Here is a 23,453-nt window from a genome sequence, read left to right on the forward strand (position 1 = left end):
GGGGGCCTGGTCAAAGCCGTGTCCCGCCTAGGCTTCGCGGGACCGGACGAAGGCGAAGGGGGTGACGACGATCGCGAGCACGGCACCAGACCGCCCGCGCTGGCGGCAGATCTCGCCGCCCGTCGTCTCCGCGCTCCTCGCGCTCGTCGTCGTCGCCGAGGTGGCCTGGGCCGCGCTCGTCCTCGCCGGGTCCGACGACCTCGTCCCCCACGCCGTGCCCGCCGTCGTCGTCGGCGACCCGGTCGTCGCCGAGAGCGTCGCCCGCCAGTACGACGACCTGCCGGGCGACCCCTTCGACCTGCACGCCGTGGCCGACGAGGAGAGCGCCCGTGCGGCCCTGGCCGACGGGTCCGCTCGCGCGGCCCTCGTCGTCGACCTCGACGGGTCGACCGACCGCCTGCTCCTCGCGTCGAGCAACGACGACCTCCTCGACGCCGCGATCCGCGACCGGGTCGAGGAGGTCGAGCGGCGCATCGACCGCCTCGTCGCCGTCGACGTCGTCGGCCCCGCCGACGCGGACGAGCGCCAGGGGGCCGCCCGCCTCGCCGTGGCGCTCGCCCTGCTCCTCGGCTTCGTCCTCGCCGTCGGCACGAGCCTGCGTGACGGTCCCGTCGCCCGCGACCTGCGGCACGGGCTGCGGCGCACGCTCGTCGTCGGGGCGCTCTCCGTCGTCGGCGGCGCGGTCATCGGCCAGCTCGCGCTGCGCGGCGGGACGTGGGCCGAGGTCCTCGTGCCGGCCGCGGTCGCCGGGACGGGCGCGGCCCTCACCTTCGCCCTCGAGGCGCTCTTCGGGTGGGCGGGGCTCGGGCTGGCCGTCGTCGCCTTCTTCGCCACCGGCGCCCCGGTGCTCGCCCGCGTCGACCCGACCCTCGTCGGCCGGCCGTGGTCGGACCTCGCCGCCCTCGGCGTGCCCGGGGCCGGGGTCGATGCGGCGACCGCGGTGAGCCTGCACCGCGAGCTCGCGGTCGTCCCCGTGACGGTCGTCCTCGTCTGGCTCGTCGCGTCGCTGCTCGTCATCACCCTCGCCCGGGTGGTCCGGCGACGTCATGACGTGCCGGCGCCGGTCGGCGGTGAGGGGCTGCGCCAGGTCGGCGGGGTCCGAGGGTGGCGGGTGCGCGTCCTCGGCGTCGTCGTGCCGCTCACCGCCGCGATGCTCGCGCTCGCCGTCGTCGTGCCGCGCTCCGAGGTCGCCGCCGCACCCCGCCTCGCCTCGCTCGCCGCGAGCGCGGACTGCGTGCGCTCGGGACCGGTGACGTCGGTGGCCGACCTCAACCGGATCGCCGGGCTGCGCGGCACCGACGACTTCCGCGGTGGGGACGTCGGGGCCGACGCGCTGCTCCAGGACGGCCGGCGGGCGTGGCTCTTCGGCGACACGCTGCGCGAGGGTCCGGCGGGGCCGAGGTACGTGCGCAACTCGATGCTCGTCACCGACAAGCGCTGCATCCGGGCGGTCGTGCCCGAGGCCGGCGGAGCGCTCGTACCCGACCGGGCCCGACCCGGCGAGAGCCCGGTCGGCTACTGGCCGATGTCGACGGTCGTGGACCACCGCACCGGGTACGACCTGCTCTACGTGACGACCCAGCGGGTGCGCACGACGGGGTCGGACGCCTTCGACTTCGAGAACCTCGGTCTGTCGGTCGCCGTCTTCGTCGTGCCGCTCGGCGGGACCCCGCAGCTGCTCGAGCAGCGCGACATCGGGCCGGACCGCGCCGGCCGCGAGCACCCGACGTGGGGCGCCGCCACGACGCTCGTGGGCAGCGGCGACGACCGGTGGCTGTACGTCTTCGGCACGGCCAACCCGGGCACGGACCAGGCGTGGGGGTACTCCCTCCGCGTCGCCCGGGTCCGGCCCGACGACCTCCTCCACCAGGCGCGCTGGCGCTACTGGGACGGCTCGGGGTGGTCGGTGCGCGAGGACGACGCTCGCGAGATGATCCCGGCGCGCGACGGGGTCTCGCAGACGCTGAGCGTCTTCACCCAGGACGAGCGCTGGTACGCGCTGAGCAAGCGCAACGACCTGCTCGGCAGCGACATCACCGTGTGGACCGCCGACGCACCCACCGGCCCGTGGTCGTCGGGCACCGTGGTCGCCCCGGTCGCGCAGGGCGCGACCGGGCAGCTGCGCTACATGCCGCTCGCCCACCCGACCCTCTTCCCGGCGTCGGGCAGCGTGGTGGCCTCCTACAGCACGAACGACACCGACGTCGGGCGCGTGCTCGCCGACCCGCTGCGCTACCGCCCGCACTTCGTGAGGGTCCGTCTGCCGCGGTGAGGGCGTCGGTCCGCAGCGGTAGCGTCGAGCGCATGAGCGGGGACGAGCCGGCCGGCGTGCAGGACGTGCACGACATCGCGAGCGCGCTGCCCGAGGTCACCCTCGGCACGTCGTGGGGGGACAAGCCGACGTACAAGGTGCGCGACAAGGGCTTCGTCATCTGGCGCGGTGAGCAGCGCGATGCCGTCGACCCCGAGACCGGCGCGCTCATGGAGGACGTCATGGCCATCTCGGTGCCCGGGCAGCAGGACAAGGGGGCGCTCGTCGCCGACGACTCCCCCTTCTTCACCACGCCCCACGTCGACCGCAGCCCGCGCACCGTCCTGCTCCGCGAGCGCGACCTGCCCCGGCTGACCCGCGCCGAGCTCGAGGAGGTCCTCACCGACGCCTGGGCCAGCCGGGCACCGGCCCGGCTCGTGCGAGAGCACCTCGGGCGATGAGCACCCCGACCGCGGCGCAGCCCGCAGGCCGAACCGTCGACCTCAACGCCGACCTCGGCGAGGGGCTCGGCGTCTGGCGGCTCACCGACGACGACGGCCTGCTCGAGGTCGTGAGCAGCGCCAACGTCGCGTGCGGGGCCCACGCCGGCGACCCCACGCACATGCGGCGGGTGTGCCGCCGCGCCGCGGAGCGCGGGGTCGCGGTCGGCGCCCAGGTCTCCTACCCGGACCTGCTGGGCTTCGGGCGTCGTTTCGTCGACATCGACCCCGCGGAGCTCGAGGACAGCGTCCTCTACCAGCTGTCCGCGCTGCAGGGCGTCGCCCGGGCGGAGGGAACGCAGGTGCGCTACGTCAAGCCGCACGGGGCGCTCTACAACGCCGTCGTCACCCACGAGGGGCAGGCGGCCGCCGTCGTCGCCGCCGTCGTCGCGGGCGCCCCCGGCACCGTCGTCCTCGGGCTGCCCGGGGCGGTCTGGCTGGAGCAGGCCGAGGCGGCCGGGCTGCGCCCGGTGCACGAGGTCTTCGCCGACCGCGCGTACACGGCCGAGGGCACCCTCGTGCCCCGCGACGAGCCCGGCGCCGTCGTCCACGACACCGGCGAGGTCGTCCGGCGGGCGCTGCAGATGGTGCTCGAGGGCAGCGTCGTCGCGGTCGACGGCTCGAGCGTCGCCGTCGACGCCGCCTCGGTGTGCGTGCACGGCGACACCCCCGGCGCCGTCGACATCGCGCGCCGGGTCCGCGACGCCCTCGTCGACGCCGGGGTGCGCGTCGCCCCCTTCGCCTGAGCCGATGACGACCCTCCTGCCCTACGGCCGCCGCGCGACCCTGCTCGAGGCGCCCGACGACGCGCAGACCCTCGCGCTGCACCGCGCCGTGGTCGCCGCCGCGCTGCCGGGCGTCCTCGAGTCCGTCCCTGCAGCCCGGACGGTGCTCGTGACCTTCGTCGACGAGGCGAGCCGGGCGGCCGCCCAGGAGCGGCTGCGCACCCTCGCCCCCGTCGACGGGGACGAGGTCGTCGGCCGGCTCGTCGAGGTGCCGACCCGCTACGACGGCCCCGACCTCGACGACGTCGCGCGGCTCACCGGTCTGAGCCGCGCCGAGGTCGTCGCGGCCCACACCGGCGTCGAGTGCACGGTCGGCTTCGTCGGCTTCGCGCCCGGCTTCGCCTACCTGCGCGGCGTCGACGAGCGCCTCCACGTGCCCCGACGGGACGAGGCCCGCACGGCCGTGCCGCCGGGCGCGGTGGCGCTCGCGGGCGGGCTCACCGCGGTCTACCCGCGGTCCTCGCCCGGCGGCTGGCAGCTCATCGGCTCCACCGACCTCGTCCTGTGGGACCTCGACCGGGAGGAGCCGGCGCTGCTGCGGGCCGGCGACCGGGTGCGCTTCGTGGAGGTGTCGTGAGCGAGCGCCCCGCCGAGCTCGTCGTGCACGCCACCGGCCTGCTGAGCACGGTGCAGGACCTCGGCCGGCCGGGTCTGGCCGGTCTCGGCGTGCCCCGGTCCGGTGGCGCCGACCGGGCCTCGCTGCGCCTGGCCAACCGCCTGCTCGGCAACCCCGAGGGGGCCTCGGTCGTCGAGGCGACCCTCGGCGGGCTCGAGGTGGGGCTCACGGCGACTCGGTGGTGCGTCGTCACGGGCGCCGACGCCCCCGTCGAGGTCGACGGCACCCCGGTCGGGGTGGGCTCCCCCTTCGTCCTGAGGGCGGGCGCGCGGCTGCGCGTGGGGTCCCCGGCGCACGGCCTGCGCTCCTACCTCGCGGTCCGGGGCGGGCTGGCGGTCGCGCCGGTGCTCGGCTCGGCCAGCCAGGACGTGCTCTCGGGCATCGCCCCGCTGCCGCTCGGCGCGGGCACGAGGGTGCCTCTCGGGAGGGTGGACGAGGTGCCCGTCGTGCCGGTCGACGTCGCACCCGTGCGCACGTGGTCGAGCGACCCGGCGCTCGAGGTCGACCCCGGCCCGCGGCGCGACTGGGTGAGCGACGAGGCGTGGCGCACCCTGACGAGCGCCGTCTACGTGGTGAGCAGCCGCAGCGACCGGGTCGGGGTGCGCCTCAGCGGGCCGGCCGTCGAGCGAGCGGTGCACGCGGAGCTGCCGAGCGAAGGGGTCGTCCCCGGCGCCGTGCAGGTGCCCCCGTCCGGTGAGCCGGTCGTCTTCCTCGCCGACCACCCCACGACCGGCGGCTACCCGGTGTGCGCCGTGGTCGTGCCGGCCTCGTTGCCGTTGCTCGCGCAGCTCGTGCCCGGCCAGGGCGTGCGTCTGCGGCCCGCCCGCCGCTGAGCGAAGCCCTCCCGCCGGCTCGGAGTTGGCGCTAGGTTGGGTGCCCCGCGACGACGCGAAGGGGGAGCCATGACCCGATCCACCGGCGACGGCCTGCACGGGCAGCGCCGCGCGGTCGAGCGCGCGTGGGAGGGCTGGGTCGAGCGCACGGACGACGACCGCCCCGACGAGCCGGCCCCGGTGCGCCCGGAGATCCTCGACTCGTGGCGTCGCAGCGAGGCCACCTTGAGCAGCGCGCCGAGCAGCGCGCCGATGTCCGACGAGGCGGAGACCTCGGCCTACCTCACCCAGTCGACGCTCGGACGAGCCGTGTCCGACCTCGAGGCGGAGCTGCGGTCGGTCGCCGACGACGGCGACCTCGTCGTCGCGGTGACAGACCCGCAGACCCGCATCCTGTGGACCTACGGCGGGCGGGTCATGCGGCGCCGGGCCGAGTCGGTGAACTTCGTCGCCGGCGGCCGGTGGGACGAGGAGAGCATCGGCACCAACGCGCTCAACCTCGCGCTGCGCACCGACCGCACGACGACGGTCTTCTCCGCCGAGCACTACGCCCCGATCGTCCACTCGTGGGTGTGCTGGGCCGCCCCGGTCCACGACCCGGTGACCGGCGCGCAGCTCGGCGTGCTCGACCTGTCGACGACGTGGGACCGCGCGCACCCGCTCGGCGGCACGACGGCGCAGGCCCTCGCCCGGCTCGTCGAGAGCCGGCTGCGGCTCGGCACCGAGCCGGGTGCCTACCGGCAGGAGACGCCGCTCGACGGCCTGCACCTGCGTCTGCTCGGCCGGGTCGAGGGCTGGCTCGACGGCAGCCGCCTGCTCCTCACCCGGCGGCAGGGCGAGATCCTCGCGCTGCTCGTCCTGCACCCCGACGGCCTCTCGCTCGAGCAGCTGCACGCCCAGCTCTACGGCGACCGGGCCGTCTCGCTCGGCACCCTCAAGGCGGAGGTCTCGCACCTGCGGTCGGCGCTGGGCGGTCGCCTCGCCTCGCGGCCCTACCGTCTCGACCTGCCCGTCACCTCCGACGTCGCGACGGTGCGCGAGGCCGTGCGCCGGGGTGACGTGCGCGCGGCCGTCGAGGCGTATGGCGGGGACCTCGTGCCCGGCACCGACTCCCCCGGCCTCACCGAGACGGCGGAGTACCTCGCGGTCGCGGTGCGCGAGAGCCTCATCGCCGACCCCGACCCGGCTGCCGTCGTGCGCTACGCCGAGGCCGCGCCCTACGACACCGAGGTCGTCGACCTCGCCCTCGACCGGGTCGACGCGACGCCCGGGGGGCACCCCCTTCGCGCCGAGCTGCTCGCGCTGCGCGCCGCACGCGGCGAGTGAATGCGTCCTGCCCGCCTCCCGGGGTCTCTGCACGAGCGGATATCTGCACGCGACGGCTATCGACGCCTGCAGATGTATGCTCGCCCGGTGACGACGACCGAGATCACCCAGCGCCCCGTGGACGACGCCGCGGCGGCCCTGCGCTGGTCCGCCGGGGCCGACCCGCGCCGTGACCTCGTCGCCGACTGGCGCGCGATGAGGTCGGCGCACTGCCATGTCGACCACGCGCTGTCGACGGCAGTCGCGCAGGTCGGGCTCTCGCTCGTCGAGTTCACCGTCCTCGACATCCTCGAGGAGCAGGTCGACGCCCACCTGCGGATGCAGGACGTCGCCTGCGTCGCCGCGCTCACCACCGGGGCGGCGACGCGTCTCGTCGGGCGGCTCGAGTCGCGCGGTCTGCTGCGACGGGTCATCTGCGCGTCCGACCGCCGGGGCATCTACACCGAGCTCACCGACGACGGGCGGGACCTGCTCGCCGCCGCCCGCCCGGTGCACGACGCAGCGCTGCGCACGTGCCTGGAGGACCCGGCCACGGTGGCCGCGGTCTCCTCGGCGGCCGCGGCGATCAGCCGGCGCTAGGCCGGCCCCGCACCACCCCCGTACGACACCCCTTCGCCGATCGCCCCCGACCGGCGCGCACACCGCCGCGGCGCTCAGAGCCGAGCCCGCCCGGCCCCCACCCCTGGCCCCGCCAGACCTCACGAGGAGCACCAGTGACCGACTCCGTGGCGATCTCGCCGCACGACCCCGCGGCGCCCCCTCGGCTCGACGCCGACGACACCGCACGCAACCGCCTCGTCATCGGCATCCTCGTGGTGTCGACCTTCGTCGTCGTGCTCAACGAGACGGTCATGAGCGTCGCCCTGCCGACCCTCATGGTCGACCTCGGCATCACCGCGGCCACGGCGCAGTGGCTCACCACCGGCTTCCTGCTGACGATGGCGGTCGTCATCCCGGTGACCGGCTACCTCTTGCAGCGCTTCCACACCCGGCCGATCTACCTGCTCGCGATGTCGCTCTTCACCGCCGGCACGCTGCTCGCGGCCCTCGCCCCGGGCTTCGGGGTGCTGCTGCTCGCCCGGGTGGTGCAGGCCAGCGGGACCGCGATCATGATCCCGCTGCTCATGACGACCGCGATGAGCCTCGTGCCGGCGCACGCCCGCGGCCGCACGATGGGCACGATCTCCGTCGTCATCGCCGTCGCGCCCGCCATCGGCCCGACGATCTCCGGGCTCGTGCTCAGCGTGCTCAGCTGGCGCTTCATGTTCGTCGTCGTCCTGCCCGTCGCGGTGGTGGCGCTGGTCGTCGGGGCGAAGAAGATGGTCGACGTCACCACCCCGCGCGAGGTCGACCTCGACGTCCCGTCCGTGGTCCTGTCCGCGCTCGGCTTCGGCGGGCTCGTCTACGGGCTGTCGGCCCTCGGCGAGGGCGCGTCGGAGGGTCAGGCCGTCGACCCCGCGCTCCCGGCCGGCGTCGGCGTCGTCGCGCTCGTCCTCTTCGTCCTGCGCCAGGTGCGCCTAGCGCGCACGGGCAGCCCCCTGCTCGACCTGCGCACCTTCGCGACGAAGAACTTCACCTTCTCGATCGTGCTCATCGCGCTGGCCAGCCTCGTCCTCTTCGGCAGCCTCGTCCTGCTGCCCATCTACACGCAGAGCGTCCTCGGTCTCGGCACCCTGGAGACCGGGCTGCTGCTCCTGCCGGGCGGTCTCGCGATGGGTCTGCTCTCCCCCGTCGTCGGGCGCCTGTACGACGCCCTCGGCCCGCGACCTCTGCTGCCCGTCGGCGCGACGCTCATCAGCGTGGCCCTCTGGCTGATGTCGCTGCTGCTGCACGAGGACACGAGCATCGCGATGATCGTCGTCGTGCACGTGCTGCTCAACATCGGGCTGTCCTTCACCTTCACCCCGCTCTTCAGCGCGAGCCTCGGCTCGCTCGAGCCGGCGCTGTACTCGCACGGCAGCGCGGTGCTCAACACGGTGCAGCAGGTCATGGGTGCGGTGGGCACGGCGCTCTTCATCACCGTCATGGCGGCGGCGGAGCACACCGCCGCAGCGGGCGGTGCCGACGAGCGGGCCAGGACGGCCGCGGGCGTGCACCTCGCCTTCCTCGTCGGCGCGAGCATCAGCCTCGTCGGGGTCGCGGCGAGCCTGCTCGTGCGCCGGCCCGAGACCGACGAGAGCGCGCCCCTGCCGGTGGCTCACTGAGCGGCGTCGGCCCCGGTCGCCTGAGCTCGGGTCGAGGTGATCCACGACCGACCTGACGGCGTGGATCACCTCGACCGGGGCGGGCCCGCGGCGGGGTGAGCTTCGGTAGCGTCGGGCCATGACCTCCGATCGGGCCGGGCAGCCGGCGCAGCTCTCCGACCTCGTCGACGTGCCGCAGCTGGTGTCGTCGTACTACGTGCTCACCCCTGACCCCGAGGACGTCGACCAGCAGGTCGCCTTCGGCACCTCGGGGCACCGCGGCAGCTCGCTGAAGACCTCCTTCAACGAGCAGCACATCCTCGCGACGACGCAGGCGATCGTCGACTACCGCCGCGAGCAGGGGGTCGACGGACCGCTTTTCCTCGGCGCCGACACGCACGCCCTCTCCGGGCCGGCCTGGACGACGGCGATCGAGGTCCTCGTCGCCGCCGGGGTCACCGTGCTCGTCGACAGCCAGGACGGGGTCGTACCCACCCCGGCCGTCTCGCACGCGATCCTCCGGGCGAACAGGGGCAAGGACCTCGGCGCGAAGGGGGCGGGCCTCGCCGACGGGATCGTCGTCACCCCTTCGCACAACCCGCCGGGAGACGGCGGCTTCAAGTACAACCCTCCGCACGGCGGGCCGGCCGACTCGGACGCGACGAAGGTCATCGCGGCCGCGGCCAACGACTACCTCCGGCGGGGTCTCGACGGGGTGGGGCGCACCCCCTTCGCCCGGGCGATCACGCAGGTGGGTCGCTACGACTTCCTCGGCACCTACGTCGACGACCTGCCGTCGGTGCTCGACATGGACGCGATCCGTGACGCGGGGGTGCGCATCGGTGCCGACCCGCTCGGTGGCGCCGCCGTGCACTACTGGGAGGCCATCGCCGAGCGGCACCGCCTCGACCTCACCGTCGTCAACCCGGTCGTCGACCCGACGTGGCGCTTCATGACGCTCGACTGGGACGGCAAGATCCGGATGGACTGCTCCTCGCCGTCGGCGATGGCCTCGCTCGTCGCGCGCAAGGACGAGTACGACATCGCGACGGGCAACGACGCCGACTCCGACCGGCACGGCATCGTCACGCCCGACGGCGGGCTGATGAACCCCAACCACTACCTCGCGGTGGCGATCCAGTACCTCTACGGCGGGGCCCGACCGGGCTGGCGCAGCGAGCGGATCGGCAAGACGCTCGTGTCGAGCTCGATGATCGACCGGGTCGCGGCCGACCTCGGCAAGGAGCTGTGGGAGGTGCCCGTCGGCTTCAAGTGGTTCGTCCCCGGGCTGCTCGACGGGTCGGTCGGCTTCGGCGGCGAGGAGTCGGCCGGGGCGTCCTTCCTGCGCACCGACGGCACGGTGTGGACGACCGACAAGGACGGCATCATCCTCGCCCTCCTCGCCTCGGAGATCCAGGCGAAGACGGGGCGCTCTCCGTCAGAGCACTACGCCGACCTCGTCGCGGCGCACGGCGACCCGGCGTACGCCCGCATCGACGCACCCGCCGACCGCGAGCAGAAGGCGCGGCTGTCCTCGCTCAGCCCGGACGCCGTGATCGCTGACTCCGTCGCCGGCGAGCCGATCACCGCCAAGCTCACCGAGGCCCCGGGCAACGGAGCCGCCGTCGGCGGGCTCAAGGTGACGACGGAGTCGGCGTGGTTCGCCGCCCGCCCGAGCGGCACCGAGGACGTCTACAAGATCTACGCCGAGAGCTTCCGCGGGGCCGAGCACCTCGCGCAGGTGCAGGCGGACGCGAAGGCGCTCGTGGACGACGTGCTCGGCGGGTGAGAAAGCCACCTCAGGCATCGCCGGCCACGACGGTCTACCTCGTCTTCGCCCGGTCCGGGCCCGGCGACGGCGAGGACGTCGTCGAGCCTCTCGTCGCTGTCGTCACCGATGAGAGCGAGGCAGCAGGCCTCGAGCGCTCCGTCGTCGCCCGGCACCCCGCGTCCTCGGTGTCGTGGGAGACGCACGACACCGGCCCCGTGCCCACCGAGGGCGTCGTGCACGTCGTGCTCCTGGGTGCTCCAGAGCTGGGGATGCCCGACGCACCGGACGAGCTGGCGGGCCCGATCGGGATCGCCGTGCGATCGACCCGCGGGGCGGCCGAGCGCGTCGTGCGCGACCGGGGCACGTCCTCGGGCGACCTCAGCGTCGTCTCGCTGCCGATCGGCTACCGCCGCGCCGGGTGGCCCTTCGCGCCCTGGCCGGGCAGACCTGATCGGGACCTCCCCGACGGTGTCGTGCGTCTCGTGCTGGACGGAGCCGGGGGCGAGCAAGCGGCAGGACATGTCCTCGCCGTCGTCGGGTCCGACCGGGAGGCCGAGGACGCGATGGCCGACGTCGACACAGCGAGGCTCGAGCACCACGCGCTCCGGCCGGCCTCCTCGGACGACGACACCGACGACGGTCGGGTGCATCTCGTGCTGCGCGCCTCGGCCGGCGAGGTGAACGGTGTGGCTGCCCACGCATCACGTGATCGGGCGCGCCTGGAGGCCACGACGCGGCAGGGCGCGATCGCTCCTGACGTGAGCACGAGGTTCGAGGTCGTCTCGCTGCCGGTGGGGCATCGTCGGGGGCGGCCTGTCCAATCCTGACGACGTGGTCTCGAGGCTCGCGCCCTGGCGGGCGCTCGCACCTCGACCAGCGAAGCCCCGCGACCACCTCGACCGGTGACACATCGCCCAACCTGTGACCTACCCGCGCCTCCCTAGCGTCTGCGGCACGACAGGGGCGCGACGGTGCGTCCGGCCACCAGCCGCACCGTCAGGTCCCCTCACCCAGATGAGGAGACGCAGCATGAGCACGATGCAGGCAGCAGTGGTCCGTGAGTTCGGCGAGAAGCTCGACGTGTCGCAGATCGACATCCCCCGGCCCGGGCCGGGCCAGGCGCTCGTCCGGCTCGTCGCGAGCGGGGTGTGTCACACCGACCTCCATGCGGCCGAGGGCGACTGGCCGGTCAAGCCGCAGCCCCCCTTCGTGCCGGGCCACGAAGGTGTGGGCGAGGTCGTCGAGCTCGGCGACGGGGTGACCACGCTCGCCGTCGGCGACATGGTCGGCAACGCCTGGCTGTGGTCGGCGTGCGGCACGTGCGAGCACTGCCGCACCGGCTGGGAGACGCTGTGCGAGGAGCAGACCAACGGCGGCTACTCCGTCGACGGCAGCTTCGGGCAGTACATGCTCGTCGACGAGCGCTTCGCCGCGCGGATCCCCGCCGGTGTCGACCCGCTCGAGGTCGCGCCGATCCTGTGCGCCGGCGTCACCGTCTACAAGGGCCTCAAGGTCACCGACACCCGCCCCGGCCAGTGGGTCGTCATCTCCGGCATCGGCGGGCTCGGTCACGTCGCCGTGCAGTACGCCGTGGCGATGGGCCTGCGCGTCGCCGCCGTCGACGTCTCCCAGGCGAAGCTCGACCTCGCCACCCGCCTGGGCGCCGAGGTCGTCGTCGACGCGAGCACCACCGACCCGGTTGAGGCGATGCAGGAGGCCACCGGTGGCGCCCACGGCGTGCTCGTCACCGCCGTGCACCCCTCCGCCTTCGGGCAGGCCATCGGCATGACGCGCCGCGGCGGCACGATCGTCTTCAACGGCCTGCCGCCGGGTGACTTCCCCGCCCCGATCTTCGACATCGTCCTCAAGGCGCTCACCGTGCGTGGCTCCATCGTCGGCACCCGCCAGGACATGGTCGAGGCGATCGACTTCTACGCGCGGGGCCTGGTCAAGCCCACGTGGCAGGCCCGCGAGCTCGACGAGATCAACACGGTCTTCGACGAGATGCGCGACGGCGCGATCGACGGGCGCGTGGTCATCCGCTACTGACCTGCGCAGCGCGCCCGACGCCCCCTTCGTCACCTGGCGAAGGGGGCGTCCGCGCGTCTACGGGGGGTGGCCGAGATGCCTCGGGCGGGCCGAGATACCGAGGACTGACCGGGTTATGTCTGCGTCAGCAGCGAGCTGCCCGGTCAGCGTCGGGTTTACCGGTCATCGCCGGGCGAAGGGGGACCGGGCCGACCAACCTTCGACCAACCCGGGGCGACCTACGGTCCCGGCAACGGCAGCGCGACGAGGCACTGCCGACGAGTTGCCGGAGGCACGCATGACCGTCTACGCACAGCCCGGGAGCGCCGACAGCGCGATCGAGGTCAAGGAGAAGTACGACCACTACATCTGCGGCACGTGGGTCGCACCCAAGGGTGGTCAGTACTTCGAGAACCCGACGCCGGTCACCGGCCAGGTCTTCACGTCCATCGCCCGCGGCACCGCGGAGGACATCGACGCCGCCCTCGACGCCGCGCACTCCGCCGCCGACGCCTGGGGCCGCACGAGCACCACCGAGCGCTCGAACATCCTGCTGAAGATCGCCCAGCGCATGGAGGACAACCTCGAGGACCTCGCGGTCATCGAGACGTGGGACAACGGCAAGGCGGTCCGCGAGACCCTCGCCGCCGACATCCCCCTCGCCGTCGACCACTTCCGCTACTTCGCCGGCGCGATCCGCGCCCAGGAGGGCGGCATCTCGGAGATCGACGAGACGACGATGGCCTACCACTTCCACGAGCCGCTCGGCGTCGTCGGGCAGATCATCCCGTGGAACTTCCCCATCCTCATGGCGGTGTGGAAGCTCGCGCCGGCCCTCGCCGCGGGCAACTGCGTCGTCCTCAAGCCGGCCGAGCAGACCCCCTGGTCGATCCTCAAGCTCGCCGAGCTCATCGGCGACCTGCTGCCCGAGGGCGTGCTCAACATCGTCAACGGCTTCGGCGTCGAGGCCGGCAAGCCGCTGGCCTCCAGCCCCCGCATCGCCAAGATCGCCTTCACCGGCGAGACGACGACCGGCCGCCTGATCATGCAGTACGCGAGCCAGAACATCATCCCGGTGACTCTCGAGCTCGGCGGCAAGAGCCCCAACGTCTTCTTCGAGGACGTCGCGAGCAGCAAGGACGCCTTCTACGACAAGGCGCTCGAGGGCTTCGCGATGTTCGCCCTCAACCAGGGCGAGATCTGCACCTGCCCGTCGCGTGCGCTCGTCCAGGGCTCGATCTACGACCAGTTCGTCGGCGACGCCCTCGAGCGGGTCAAGGCGGTCAAGCAGGGCAACCCGCTCGACACCGACACGATGATGGGCGCCCAGGCGAGCAACGACCAGTTCGAGAAGATCATGAGCTATCTCGACATCGGCAAGCAGGAGGGCGCGAAGGTCCTCACCGGTGGCGACAAACTCGAGCTCGAGGGCGACCTCGCGGGCGGCTACTACATCCAGCCGACCGTCTTCGAGGGCAAGAACTCGATGCGCGTCTTCCAGGAGGAGATCTTCGGCCCCGTCGTCTCGCTCACCTCCTTCGCCGACCAGGCCGAGGCGCTGCAGATCGCCAACGACACCCTCTACGGCCTCGGCGCCGGGGTGTGGTCGCGCAGCGCGCACACGACCTTCGAGATGGGCCGGGCGATCAAGGCCGGCCGCGTGTGGACGAACTGCTACCACCAGTACCCGGCGCACGCCGCCTTCGGTGGCTACAAGCAGTCCGGCATCGGGCGCGAGAACCACAAGATGATGCTCGACCACTACCAGCAGACGAAGAACCTCCTCGTCAGCTACAGCCCCGACAAGCTCGGCTTCTTCTAAGCCATGCCCTCGGACAAGGTCGACATCACGCCCGCCGCGGTCGAGCTCGTCGAGCGCCTCGAGCGCACCCACGGGCCGCTGATGTTCCACCAGTCCGGCGGCTGCTGCGACGGGTCATCGCCGATGTGCTACCCCGCGGGTGACTTCATCACCAGCGAGGCCGACATCCTCCTCGGCACGCTCGAGGTGGGGTCGGCGACACCGGTCGAGTTCTGGATGAGCGTGAGCCAGTACGAGTACTGGAAGCACACCCATCTCACCGTCGACGTCGTGCCGGGACGGGGGTCCGGCTTCTCCGTCGAGGCCCCCGAGGGGGTGCGCTTCCTCATCCGCTCCCGGCTGATGTCGCAAGAAGAGCTCGTCGAGCACGGCCTGCTGTAAGAACCTCCCCCAGGCGGCCGACGCCCCGTGGACCACGTGGTCACGGGGCGTCGGACGCGTCACGGCTCGAGGTCGTGCTCGGGCGTGATCCCGCTCGCCGGCACGAGCTCGTGCTCCTCGAGCTCGGCGCGCAGCGCCTCCGCCGCGTCGATGTTGAGCGGGCTGCTCGTCCACGCCGGGATCGGCAGGTTGAGGAAGCGCTCCTCGCGCACCGCGGGGAGGTCCTTCGTCGCCGGGTTGGTCCGCAGCACCTCGACCTTCTGCTCGAAGGTCTGCCCGTCGTAGTCGACGAAGGCGATGAAGTCCGGCGACGAGCGCACGAGCCGCTCCCACGACACCGTCGTCCACGTGTCGTCGACGTCGGCCGTGGCGTTCTTCGCCCCCGCCGCCTCGATGATCGCCTGCGGCCCGCCGAAGGCGCCCGAGGTGAAGATCTCCTTCGTGCCCGAGTCGAAGAGGAAGACCGTGGGTCGCTCGGCCGCCTGGGGCGCCGCCTCCAGCGCCTCCCGGCGGCGGGTGATGTCGGCGTCGACCTCGGCCGCCTCGTCGACGTGCCCGGTGATCGCGCCGACCGCCTCGAGATCGGCCGAGAGCGCCTCCCACGGCGGCATCGTGCCGCGCGCGCCGTCCTCCTGCCGGCAGCTCTCCGACAGCACGTACGGCGCGATCCCCCGGCCGCTCAGCAGCTCGGGCGTGAGCCGGCGCTCCTCGGTGTAGCCGTAGCTCCACCCGGCGAGCATGACGTCGGGCCGCTGGGCGAGGACGTTCTCCATCGTCGGCTGGTCGCGGGTGGCGACGGGGATGCCGTCGACGACCTCGGACCCGTAGACCCGCGAGAGGGCCTGCGCCGTGTCCGTCGTACCGCTCGCCCCGGCGACCTGGTCCTGCGCCCCGACGGCGAGCACCATCGCGAGCAGGTTGCCGTCGCCGGCGACGTACATCCGCTGCGCGGGTGAGGGGAATCGCACGTCCTCGCCGCACGTCGACACCGTCACCTCGCCGGCGCCGTCCGCGCTGCTGCGGGTGGTCGACGTCGCGGATCCGCACCCGACGAGCAGAGAGCCGAGCAGGACGGCGGCGGACAGGGCCTGGGCGGCTCGGGCGGGGCGAAGGGGGGTCACAGGACTGCCTCTCGAGGAGCGGGCACCGGCGGGGCGCCGGCACCGAGGACGAGGTGGACCCGGCCGGTGACCGGGTCGGTGAGATGACGGGCGCCGACGTCGAAGACGTCGCGCACGAGCTCGGGGGTGAGGACGTCGCGGGGACGACCGACGGCGTGGACGGCGCCGTCGTGGAGCACGGCGACGGCGTCGAAGTGGGCGGCCGCGAGCGAGAGGTCGTGGACCGCGGCGACGACCGTGCACCCGAGGAGACGCACCGTCTGGAGCAGCTGGTCCTGGTGGTGCACGTCGAGGTGGTTCGTCGGTTCGTCGAGGACGAGCAGGTCGCACCCCTGGGCGATGCCACGGGCGAGCATCACCCGGCGGCGCTCGCCCCCGGAGAGGTGCTGACAGGGGCGGTCGACCTTCGCGGCCATGCCGACATGACGCAGCGCCTCGAGCACGAGCTCGCGCTCGGAGCGCTCGTCGACGGCCCATGGCGGTCGGTGCGGGGTGCGCCCCATCGCGACCATCTCGCCGACGAGGAGGTCCTCGGGCGGCCCGTCCTCCTGCGCGACGTAGGCCACCCGGGTGGCCCGCCGTCGCGACGACAGGCGCGCGAGGTCGACCCCGTCCACGTGCACGGTGCCGGCGGCCGGGGGTCGCAGGCCGACGAGCGACCTGATGAGGGTGGACTTGCCGCTGCCGTTGCGGCCGACGAGGGCGAGCATCGACCCGGGCGGCACGTCGAGGTCGACACCGGAGACGATCGTGCGCCCACCGATCTCGACGGCGAGCCCGGTCGTGGACAGGTGGGTCATCCGGCGCCCCCCGAGTACGAGTAGTGCCGTCTGCCGAGCAGGACGAGGAAGATCGGCGCCCCGACGAGCCCGGTGACGACGCTCAGCGGGATCTCCTGCGGGCGCACGACGGTCCGCGCCGCGACGTCGACCCAGAGCAGGAAGAGCGCGCCGCCGGCGGCCGCGACCGGCAGCACGTAGCGGTGCCGCGCGCCGACGAGGATGCGGGCGATGTGCGGGACGACGAGCCCGACGAAGCCGATGCCGCCGGAGACGGCGACGAGCACCCCCACGAGGACCGAGACGAGGACGAAGAGGGCGAGCCGCAGCTCTCGGACCGGGACGCCCAGACCGCCCGCGACGTCGGGTCCGGCAGCCAGCGCGTCGAGCCAGCGGTGCAGCGCGAGGAGGACGACGCCGGACACGACGACGACGAGCACGGGCGGGAGCACCTGCTGCCACACCGACCCGGAGAGGCTGCCGAGCAGCCAGAAGAGGACCGACTGCGTCGCCCGCGGGTCGGCGCTGAGGAAGACGAGCAGGCTCGAGACGGAGGAGAAGGCCGCCGACATGACGACACCGGTGAGCACGAGGCGAAGGGGGGTGATCCCGCCCTGGGCGAGAGAGATGCCGAGGACGAGGGCGGTCGCGACGAGAGCCCCGCCGAGGGCGCCGAGGGAGAGCGCCCACACCCCGAGCCCGGCGAGCGCGCCGAGGAGGATGACGAGGGTGGCGCCGACGCCGGCCCCGGCCGAGACCCCGAGGAGGTAGGGGTCGGCGAGCGGGTTGCGCACGAGGGTCTGCATGCACGCGCCGGCGACGGCCAGGCCGGCGCCGACGACCATCGCCATGACGGCACGCGGTGCGCGCAGCTCCCACACGATGGTGTCGAGGGCGGGGTCCGGGCCCGCAGCGCCGACGACCCGGGCGCGCAGGACGTCGACGACCCCGTGCAGCGGCAGCGGCTCGGACCCCAGACCGAGCGAGACGACGCCGCTGACGACGGTGAGGACGAGCAGGACGAGCAGCAGCGGCACGACGGGCAGCCGCCGGCCGCCGGGGCGGTCGTGGGACACGGGGGTCTCCAGGTGCGTCGGGGGCCCGGATCGCGAGGCCCTGTCGGGGTCCAGCGAGTCAGCAGGTCTTCGGACTCGGGGTCGTCCCGACGGGGTCCCTTCCCAGGCCTTCTGGCCCAGTGGATCTCACCCCGTCAGTCACCCATACCGCTGCGCGACAGCTCCGGACTCTCACCGGATTCCCTCTGCACTGGTGTGCGTCTGACTCGGTGCCGACACTACGCGACGCAGCGCGGACCTCGCAGCACGACGTCGGCGACGAGGTCTAGCCTGCGAGCGTGAGCTCTCCGATCCGCGCGGAGGACGTCGAGGCGGCCGCGGTCCTGCTGCACGACCTCCTCGACCCCACCCCGCTCCAGCCCTCCGCCCGGCACAGCACCGCCACCGGCGCGCACGTGCTCCTCAAGCGCGAGGACCTCCAGCCGGTGCGCAGCTACAAGCTCCGCGGCGCCTACACCCTCATCGCGCGCCTCTCCCCCGAGCAGCGGGCGAAGGGGGTCGTCGCAGCCTCCGCCGGCAACCACGCCCAGGGCGTCGCGTACGCCTGCGCGCGCCTCGGGGTGCAGGCCCGGATCTACCTGCCCCGCACCACCCCCCGCCAGAAGCGCGACCGCGTCGCCGCCCTCGGCGGCGAGCACGTCGAGGTCGTCGTCGGCGGCGACGTCTACGACGACGCGGCGGCCTCCGCCCTTCGTCATGCCCGCGAGAGCGGGGCGACGGTGGTGCCCGCCTTCGACCACGTCGACACGATGGCCGGCCAGGGCACGGTCGCCCTCGAGGTCGTCGAGCAGCTCGGCGGGGCACCCGACGTCGTGCTCGTCCCCGTCGGCGGGGGCGGTCTGCTCGGCGGGATGGCGACGTGGTTCGCCGAGCACCACCCCACGACGAAGGTCGTCGGCATCGAGCCCTCCGGGGCGGCGTCGATGTCGGCCGCCCTCGAGGCGGGCCGCCCGGTCGCGATCGGTGACGTCGACCCCTTCGTCGACGGCGCCGCGGTGCGCGAGGTCGGCGGGCTCACCTACTCAGCCGTCTCAGCCACGGACGCGCCGGTGCACTCCATCGCCGAGGGCGCGGTCGCCGTCGAGATGCTCGCGCTCTACCAGACCGAGGGCATCGTCACCGAGCCCGCGGGGTCGCTGGCGACCGCCGCCCTCGCCGCGATCGACCTCGACGAGCTCGGGGTCACGCCGGGCAGCACGGTCGTCGCCGTCGTCTCCGGGGGCAACAACGACGTCTCCCGCTACGCCGAGGTCGTCGAGAAGGCCCTCGTGCACCAGGGGCGCAAGCACTACTTCCTCGTCGACTTCCCGCAGGAGCCCGGGGCGCTGCGCCGCTTCCTCGACGAGGTCCTCGGGCCCGACGACGACATCGCGCTCTTCGAGTACGTCAAGCGCAGCAACCGCGAGACCGGGCCGGCCCTCGTCGGCGTCGAGCTCGGTGCCCCGGAGGACCTCGACCCCCTCCTGCGCCGGATGGAGGCCTCGCCGGTGCGCATCGAGCGCATCCGCCCCTCGAGCCCGCTCTTCCGCTTCATCCAGTAACCGCCTAGGGCTTGTCCCTTCATACCCCTTGGGGGTATCTTCGAGGGGACGAAGGGAGACCGCCGTGGCCGGATACGCCGCCGACAAGGACGCCTACCTCAAGCGTCTCAAGCGGATCGAGGGGCAGGTGCGCGGCATCGCCCGCATGGTCGACGACGACGAGTACTGCATCGACATCCTCACCCAGGTGAGCGCCGCGACGAAGGCGCTGCAGGCCGTGAGCCTCGGCCTGCTCGAGGACCACGTCGGGCACTGCGTCGTCGACGCCGCCCGCGAGAGCGACGAGGCCGCCCAGGAGAAGGTGCGCGAGGCCAGCGCGGCGATCGCGCGCCTCGTGCGCTCCTGACGCCCCTCCCCCAGACCACCCACCATCGACGAAGGAGCACCACCATGAGCGAGCAGACCACCATCTACGTCGACGGCATGACCTGCGAGAACTGCGTCCGGCACGTGTCCGAGGAGCTCGGCGAGATCTCCGGGGTCTCGGCCGTGGCCGTCGAGCTCGTCGCCGGCGGCAGCTCGCCGGTCACGCTCACGAGCGAGGGGCACGTGAGCCCGCAGGACATCGCCGCCGCGGTCGACGAGGCCGGGTACACGGTCGCCCCGCGATGAGCACCACCCACCCCACCGACGCCGACCCCTCGACCGCGGACGCCGCCGACGTCCACGAGGTCGACCTGGCCATCACCGGCATGACGTGCGCGTCGTGCGTCGCCCGCGTCGAGAAGCGCCTGGGCCGTCTCGACGGCGTGAGCGCGAGCGTCAACCTCGCGACCGAGCGTGCGCACGTCACCTACCCGGGGCACGTCACCCACGACGAGATCGTCGGGGCCGTCGAGGCGAGCGGCTACGGCGCGACCGTCCTCGACCCCGGCACTCGGCTCGCGCCGCCGGAGCACACCCACGTGCGCGAGGACGACCTGCGCCGACGCCTGCTCGTCGCCGGGCCGCTCGCGCTCGTCGTCGTCCTGCTCGCCATGGGCCCGTGGACCTTCGCCGCCAACCCGTGGCTGCAGCTCGTCCTCACCGCCCCCGTCGTCGTGTGGTGCGCCTGGCCCTTCCACCGTGCGGCGGTCGCGGCCGCCCGGCACCGCACCTCGACGATGGACACGCTCGTCAGCCTCGGCGTCACCGCCGCCTTCGTGTGGTCGAGCGTCGCGCTCGTCGTCGGCCCCGGCCACCACCCCCGCGAGGAGGGGCACTACTACTTCGAGACGGCAGCGGTGGTCACCGCCTTCCTCCTCCTCGGCCGGTGGCTCGAGTCGCGGGCCAAGGCGCAGGGCCGCTCCGCGCTCACCGCTCTCATGGACCTCGGGGCCAAGGAGGTCGCCGTCCAGCGCATCTCGGCGACCACCCGCGCGACGACCGAGGTCGTCATCCCCGTCGACGACCTGCGCGTCGGCGACCACTTCGTCGTGCGACCCGGTGAGAAGGTCGCGACCGACGGCGTCGTCGTCGACGGCGTCTCGGCCATCGACACCTCGGTCGTCACCGGCGAGTCCGTGCCCGTCGACGTCGAGGCGGGCAGCACGGTCGACGCGGGGACGATCAACACCTCGGGCCGGCTCGTCGTCGAGGCGACGGCGGTCGGTGCGCACACGACGCTCGCCGCGATCACCCGGCTCGTCGAGCAGGCCCAGACCGGCAAGGCCGACGTCCAGCGTCTCGCCGACCGCGTCTCCGCGGTCTTCGTGCCCGTCGTGCTCGCCCTCGCGCTGCTCACCTTCGTCGGCTGGTGGATCGGGTCCGGCAGCGCGACGACGGCGATCGGCGTCGCCATCACCGTGCTCATCATCGCCTGCCCCTGCGCGCTCGGCCTCGCCACGCCGACCGCCCTGCTCGTCGGCACCTCGCGCGGTGCGCAGAAGGGCATCCTCATCAAGGGCCCCCAGGTCCTCGAGGACACCCGCAGCATCGACACCGTCGTCATGGACAAGACGGGCACGATCACGACCGGCCGGACCCGGCTCACCGGTCTGGCCGCCGAGCCCGGGCTGCACCCCTTCGCCGCTCTCGTCGCTGCCGCCGCCGTCGAGCGCGGCAGCGAGCACCCGGTCGCCCGGGCGGTCGTCGCGCGCGCCGAGGAGAAGGGGCTGAAGATCCCCGACGCCCGCGACTTCGTCGCGCTGCCCGGCTCCGGTGCCCGCGCCGTCGTCGGGGACACCGAGGTGACCGTCGGCCTGCCCGAGCTCTTCGACGAGGTGCCCGCCGAGCTCGCGACCCTCGACCGGCCGGGGACCACCGTCTTCGTCGGGTGGGACGGCCGCGCCCGCGGCGCGCTCACCGTCGCCGACGACGTGCGCGAGACCTCCGCCCAGGCGGTGCGCGACCTGCGGGCCGCCGGGCTCGAGGCCTGGCTGCTCAGCGGCGACACCGAGATCAACGCGCGAGCGGTCGCGGCGAAGGTCGGCATCGAGCCCGAGCACGTCGTCGCCGGCGTCAAGCCGCACGAGAAGCACGCCCGCATCGCCGAGCTGCAGGAGTCCGGCCGGGTCGTCGCGATGGTCGGCGACGGCGTCAACGACGCCGCCGCCCTCGTGCAGGCCGACCTCGGCATGGCGATGGGCGCGGGCACGGACGTCGCCATGGAGTCCGCCGACATCGTCCTCGTGCGTGACGACCTCGCCTCCGTGCCCGAGGCGATGGCGCTGTCGGCACGCACGCTGCAGGTCATCAAGCAGAACCTCGTGTGGGCCTTCGGCTACAACACGCTCGCGATCCCGCTCGCCATGGCCGGCCTGCTCAACCCGATGATCGCGGGCGCGGCGATGGCCTTCAGCTCGGTGTGCGTCGTCCTCAGCAGCCTGCGGCTGCGCCGGGCGTAGGGCTCGCCCCGGGCATGACGAAGGGGGAGGGACCGGGTGACCCGGTCCCTCCCCCTTCGTCGTGCGACCTGGCACCAGGTCGTCGCGGGTGATGCCTCAGATGGTGACGGTGCCCTTGGGGGTGCTCAGGGTGACCGAGAGCAGACCCGGCTGGCCGTGGGGGGCGACGAACTCGAAGGTGATGACCGACGAGGTCTCGGTGGCGGGCAGGCCCAGCCAGTCGTGGACCCGCTCGGGGTCGCCCGCGACCATGAGCGACTCGATGACGACGTCGCTGTGGTTGTCGGCGCTCGGGTGGTCCGAGCCCTCGTCCCACTTGATGAAGAAGGGCAGCTGCGGGTCCGACATCAGGCCCTTGACGCCGATCTGGCGCCAGCTGAACTCGCGCCCGTCGGGCATGCGGCGCGACCCGGGGACCGACTCGCGCTCGAGGCGCTGCTCGACGACGCCGAGGTCGTCGACCGCGACGACCCAGCCCATCCAGCCGCCGCCCTGCTCGGAGCGGGCGCGCACGGCCTGGCCGAAGGGGGCCTTGTCGGCGCTCGGGTGGTCGAGGACCTCGACGACCTCGATGTAGCGCTCGTGAGCCAGCGGCAGGATCATGTTGCGCGTGCCGAAGCGAGGATGGATGCCGCCGTCGAGCGGTTCCACCCCGATGGCCTCCGCGAGGCGCTTGGCGGTGGCCTGCAGCCCTGCAGGCTCTGCGGCGAAAGAGACGTGGTCGACGCGCATAGGGGCATCGTGGCACGGGGTGCGTCTCACGACGTAATCGACCCCCGACGAGCGGTCGCGTACCGACCGGTCACCGCGTACGCTGCCGCACCGCCTCGTAGACGACGACCGCGGCGGAGGTCGAGACGTTGAGCGAGTTCGCCCGGCCGACCATGGGGATGCGCACGCGGTGGGTCGAGGCGGCGAGCGCCTCGTCGGTGAGCCCGTACTTCTCCGAGCCGACGGCGACCGCGACGCCCCCGGTGTAGTCGACGTCGGTGTGCACGACGTCGGTGTCCGGCGTCGTCGCGACGACGGCCACGCCGTGCCCGGTCAGACGGGCCCAGGCCTGGGCGCGGGTCGTCGAGACGACCGGCACCGAGAAGACCGTGCCCTTGCTCCCCCGGATGACGTTGGGGTTGCCCCAGTCCGTGACGCAGTCGGCGGCGACGACGAGGTCGACACCCGCGGCGTCGGCCGTGCGCAGCATCGCGCCGAGGTTGCCCGGCTTCTCCACCCCTTCGACGAGCAGGACGAAGGGGGACTCCCCCAGCTCGACGTCGTCCCAGGACAGCCCGGGGGCGGGCACCTTCGCGAGGACGCCGTCCGGCCCCTCGCGGTAGGAGACCTTGTCGAAGGCGGTCCGCGAGAGCTCGACGACCTCCGCGCCGGCGGCACGGGCCGCCTCGACGGCACCCGGTCCGGCCTCGTGCATGAGCTCGGGGCAGTGGTAGACGGCGAAGGGGGTCACCCCCGCCTCGAGCGCGAGGAGGAGCTCCTCGGTGCCCTCGAGCAGGGTCGTGCCGCTCTCGTCGCGCGCGCGGCGACGGCGCAGCGCGACGAGCTCCTTGAGGCGCGGGTTGGACGGGGAGGTGATGTGCAGATCAGCCATGGCCCACCCAGG

At 73.5% G+C, this 23,453-nt stretch carries 22 protein-coding genes and 1 riboswitch; of the genes, 17 read left to right on the forward strand and 5 right to left on the reverse strand.

The window, feature by feature from the left end; genetic code table 11:
- Nucleotides 1–61 precede the first annotated feature (61 nt).
- From L6241_RS13605 to L6241_RS13665, 13 genes are all read left to right on the forward strand, one after another.
- Nucleotides 62–2,272 (forward strand): DUF4185 domain-containing protein, encoded by a 2,211-nt coding sequence (locus tag L6241_RS13605; RefSeq protein WP_368246709.1) that lies wholly within the window; start codon nt 62–64, stop codon nt 2,270–2,272.
- A 32-nt stretch (nt 2,273–2,304) separates the two neighbouring features.
- Nucleotides 2,305–2,712: an MmcQ/YjbR family DNA-binding protein gene (locus L6241_RS13610; RefSeq protein ID WP_368246710.1), complete on the forward strand. Its 408-nt coding sequence runs from the start codon at nt 2,305–2,307 to the stop codon at nt 2,710–2,712.
- The gene (locus L6241_RS13615; RefSeq protein ID WP_368246711.1) at nt 2,709–3,497 is read left to right on the forward strand and encodes a LamB/YcsF family protein; all 789 of its coding nucleotides are present in this window, start codon (nt 2,709–2,711) and stop codon (nt 3,495–3,497) included. Before L6241_RS13610 ends, L6241_RS13615 begins: the two co-directional genes overlap by 4 nt.
- Nucleotides 3,498–3,501: 4 nt before the next feature.
- Nucleotides 3,502–4,113 (forward strand): 5-oxoprolinase subunit PxpB, encoded by a 612-nt coding sequence (gene pxpB / locus L6241_RS13620; protein WP_368246712.1) that lies wholly within the window; start codon nt 3,502–3,504, stop codon nt 4,111–4,113.
- Nucleotides 4,110–4,985, forward strand: coding sequence for a biotin-dependent carboxyltransferase family protein (locus L6241_RS13625; protein WP_368246713.1), 876 nt, complete (start codon nt 4,110–4,112; stop codon nt 4,983–4,985). Before pxpB ends, L6241_RS13625 begins: the two co-directional genes overlap by 4 nt.
- 69 nt (nt 4,986–5,054) lie before the next feature.
- On the forward strand, nt 5,055–6,311 hold the full coding sequence (locus tag L6241_RS13630; RefSeq protein WP_251720364.1) for a transcriptional regulator: 1,257 nt from the start codon (nt 5,055–5,057) through the stop codon (nt 6,309–6,311).
- An 87-nt stretch (nt 6,312–6,398) separates the two neighbouring features.
- Entirely contained in the window at nt 6,399–6,890 is a 492-nt protein-coding gene (locus tag L6241_RS13635) for a MarR family winged helix-turn-helix transcriptional regulator (protein WP_236571912.1), read from the forward strand.
- A gap of 134 nt (nt 6,891–7,024) precedes the next feature.
- Entirely contained in the window at nt 7,025–8,515 is a 1,491-nt protein-coding gene (locus tag L6241_RS13640; RefSeq protein ID WP_368246714.1) for a DHA2 family efflux MFS transporter permease subunit, read from the forward strand.
- 118 nt (nt 8,516–8,633) lie between these two features.
- Complete coding sequence (gene pgm, locus L6241_RS13645; protein WP_368246715.1) at nt 8,634–10,283, forward strand: phosphoglucomutase (alpha-D-glucose-1,6-bisphosphate-dependent); 1,650 nt, start codon at nt 8,634–8,636, stop codon at nt 10,281–10,283.
- Nucleotides 10,280–11,092 (forward strand): hypothetical protein, encoded by an 813-nt coding sequence (locus L6241_RS13650; protein ID WP_368246716.1) that lies wholly within the window; start codon nt 10,280–10,282, stop codon nt 11,090–11,092. The genes pgm and L6241_RS13650 overlap by 4 nt, the downstream gene beginning before the upstream one ends.
- Nucleotides 11,093–11,294: 202 nt before the next feature.
- The gene (adhP, locus tag L6241_RS13655; RefSeq protein WP_368246717.1) at nt 11,295–12,314 is read left to right on the forward strand and encodes an alcohol dehydrogenase AdhP; all 1,020 of its coding nucleotides are present in this window, start codon (nt 11,295–11,297) and stop codon (nt 12,312–12,314) included.
- Nucleotides 12,315–12,591: 277 nt separating this feature from the next.
- Nucleotides 12,592–14,115, forward strand: coding sequence for an aldehyde dehydrogenase (gene adh, locus L6241_RS13660; protein ID WP_252975907.1), 1,524 nt, complete (start codon nt 12,592–12,594; stop codon nt 14,113–14,115).
- Nucleotides 14,116–14,118: 3 nt separating this feature from the next.
- Nucleotides 14,119–14,496: a DUF779 domain-containing protein gene (locus L6241_RS13665; RefSeq protein ID WP_251720376.1), complete on the forward strand. Its 378-nt coding sequence runs from the start codon at nt 14,119–14,121 to the stop codon at nt 14,494–14,496.
- A gap of 59 nt (nt 14,497–14,555) precedes the next feature.
- Here L6241_RS13665 and L6241_RS13670 read toward each other — a convergent pair whose 3' ends face one another.
- From L6241_RS13670 to L6241_RS13680, 3 genes are read right to left on the reverse strand one after another with little or no spacing between them, the layout of a single operon-like run.
- A complete protein-coding gene (locus tag L6241_RS13670) occupies nt 14,556–15,617 on the reverse strand; it encodes an ABC transporter substrate-binding protein (protein ID WP_368246718.1) in 1,062 nt (353 codons plus the stop codon).
- The gene (locus L6241_RS13675; RefSeq protein WP_251720380.1) at nt 15,614–16,417 is read right to left on the reverse strand and encodes an ABC transporter ATP-binding protein; all 804 of its coding nucleotides are present in this window, start codon (nt 16,415–16,417) and stop codon (nt 15,614–15,616) included. Before L6241_RS13675 ends, L6241_RS13670 begins: the two co-directional genes overlap by 4 nt.
- Nucleotides 16,414–17,472, reverse strand: a complete 1,059-nt coding sequence (locus L6241_RS13680) for an iron ABC transporter permease (RefSeq protein ID WP_236571911.1) — start codon at nt 17,470–17,472, stop codon at nt 16,414–16,416. Before L6241_RS13680 ends, L6241_RS13675 begins: the two co-directional genes overlap by 4 nt.
- A gap of 42 nt (nt 17,473–17,514) precedes the next feature.
- Nucleotides 17,515–17,704: riboswitch (cobalamin riboswitch) on the reverse strand.
- Nucleotides 17,705–17,750: 46 nt separating this feature from the next.
- On the opposite strand from L6241_RS13680, the gene ilvA reads away from it, so the two are divergent.
- The 4 genes from ilvA (at nt 17,751) to L6241_RS13700 (ending at nt 21,838) form a co-directional block, all read left to right on the forward strand.
- Entirely contained in the window at nt 17,751–19,013 is a 1,263-nt protein-coding gene (ilvA, locus tag L6241_RS13685; protein WP_368246719.1) for a threonine ammonia-lyase IlvA, read from the forward strand.
- A gap of 64 nt (nt 19,014–19,077) precedes the next feature.
- Nucleotides 19,078–19,359 carry a metal-sensitive transcriptional regulator gene (locus tag L6241_RS13690; RefSeq protein WP_068271984.1) on the forward strand — a complete coding sequence of 94 codons (282 nt, stop codon included), beginning with the start codon at nt 19,078–19,080 and terminating at the stop codon, nt 19,357–19,359.
- 44 nt (nt 19,360–19,403) lie between these two features.
- On the forward strand, nt 19,404–19,625 hold the full coding sequence (locus tag L6241_RS13695; protein WP_368246720.1) for a heavy-metal-associated domain-containing protein: 222 nt from the start codon (nt 19,404–19,406) through the stop codon (nt 19,623–19,625).
- Nucleotides 19,622–21,838: a heavy metal translocating P-type ATPase gene (locus L6241_RS13700; protein WP_368246721.1), complete on the forward strand. Its 2,217-nt coding sequence runs from the start codon at nt 19,622–19,624 to the stop codon at nt 21,836–21,838. The genes L6241_RS13695 and L6241_RS13700 overlap by 4 nt, the downstream gene beginning before the upstream one ends.
- Nucleotides 21,839–21,934: 96 nt before the next feature.
- Here the strand turns inward: L6241_RS13700 and L6241_RS13705 are convergent, their stop codons facing one another.
- Both L6241_RS13705 and L6241_RS13710 read right to left on the reverse strand, forming a co-directional pair.
- Nucleotides 21,935–22,570, reverse strand: a complete 636-nt coding sequence (locus tag L6241_RS13705; protein ID WP_068271975.1) for a VOC family protein — start codon at nt 22,568–22,570, stop codon at nt 21,935–21,937.
- Between the two features lie 70 nt (nt 22,571–22,640).
- On the reverse strand, nt 22,641–23,441 hold the full coding sequence (locus tag L6241_RS13710) for an RNA methyltransferase (RefSeq protein WP_368246722.1): 801 nt from the start codon (nt 23,439–23,441) through the stop codon (nt 22,641–22,643).
- Between the last annotated feature and the right edge of the window lie 12 nt (nt 23,442–23,453).

This window comes from Janibacter sp. Y6 (genome assembly GCF_040900765.1).
GTDB lineage: Bacteria > Actinomycetota > Actinomycetes > Actinomycetales > Dermatophilaceae > Marihabitans > Marihabitans melonis.

What these genes read in the sequence shown, in the direction of transcription:
- L6241_RS13610 (WP_368246710.1), top strand. Translation starts at nt 2,305, where the DNA reads ATGAGCGGGGACGAGCCGGCCGGCGTGCAGGACGTGCACGACATCGCG.
- L6241_RS13615 (WP_368246711.1), top strand. Translation starts at nt 2,709, where the DNA reads ATGAGCACCCCGACCGCGGCGCAGCCCGCAGGCCGAACCGTCGACCTC.
- pxpB (WP_368246712.1), top strand. Translation starts at nt 3,502, where the DNA reads ATGACGACCCTCCTGCCCTACGGCCGCCGCGCGACCCTGCTCGAGGCG.
- L6241_RS13630 (WP_251720364.1), top strand. Translation starts at nt 5,055, where the DNA reads ATGACCCGATCCACCGGCGACGGCCTGCACGGGCAGCGCCGCGCGGTC.
- pgm (WP_368246715.1), top strand. Translation starts at nt 8,634, where the DNA reads ATGACCTCCGATCGGGCCGGGCAGCCGGCGCAGCTCTCCGACCTCGTC.
- adhP (WP_368246717.1), top strand. Translation starts at nt 11,295, where the DNA reads ATGAGCACGATGCAGGCAGCAGTGGTCCGTGAGTTCGGCGAGAAGCTC.
- adh (WP_252975907.1), top strand. Translation starts at nt 12,592, where the DNA reads ATGACCGTCTACGCACAGCCCGGGAGCGCCGACAGCGCGATCGAGGTC.
- L6241_RS13665 (WP_251720376.1), top strand. Translation starts at nt 14,119, where the DNA reads ATGCCCTCGGACAAGGTCGACATCACGCCCGCCGCGGTCGAGCTCGTC.
- L6241_RS13675 (WP_251720380.1), bottom strand. Translation starts at nt 16,417, where the DNA reads ATGACCCACCTGTCCACGACCGGGCTCGCCGTCGAGATCGGTGGGCGC.
- L6241_RS13695 (WP_368246720.1), top strand. Translation starts at nt 19,404, where the DNA reads ATGAGCGAGCAGACCACCATCTACGTCGACGGCATGACCTGCGAGAAC.
- L6241_RS13700 (WP_368246721.1), top strand. Translation starts at nt 19,622, where the DNA reads ATGAGCACCACCCACCCCACCGACGCCGACCCCTCGACCGCGGACGCC.
- L6241_RS13705 (WP_068271975.1), bottom strand. Translation starts at nt 22,570, where the DNA reads ATGCGCGTCGACCACGTCTCTTTCGCCGCAGAGCCTGCAGGGCTGCAG.
- L6241_RS13710 (WP_368246722.1), bottom strand. Translation starts at nt 23,441, where the DNA reads ATGGCTGATCTGCACATCACCTCCCCGTCCAACCCGCGCCTCAAGGAG.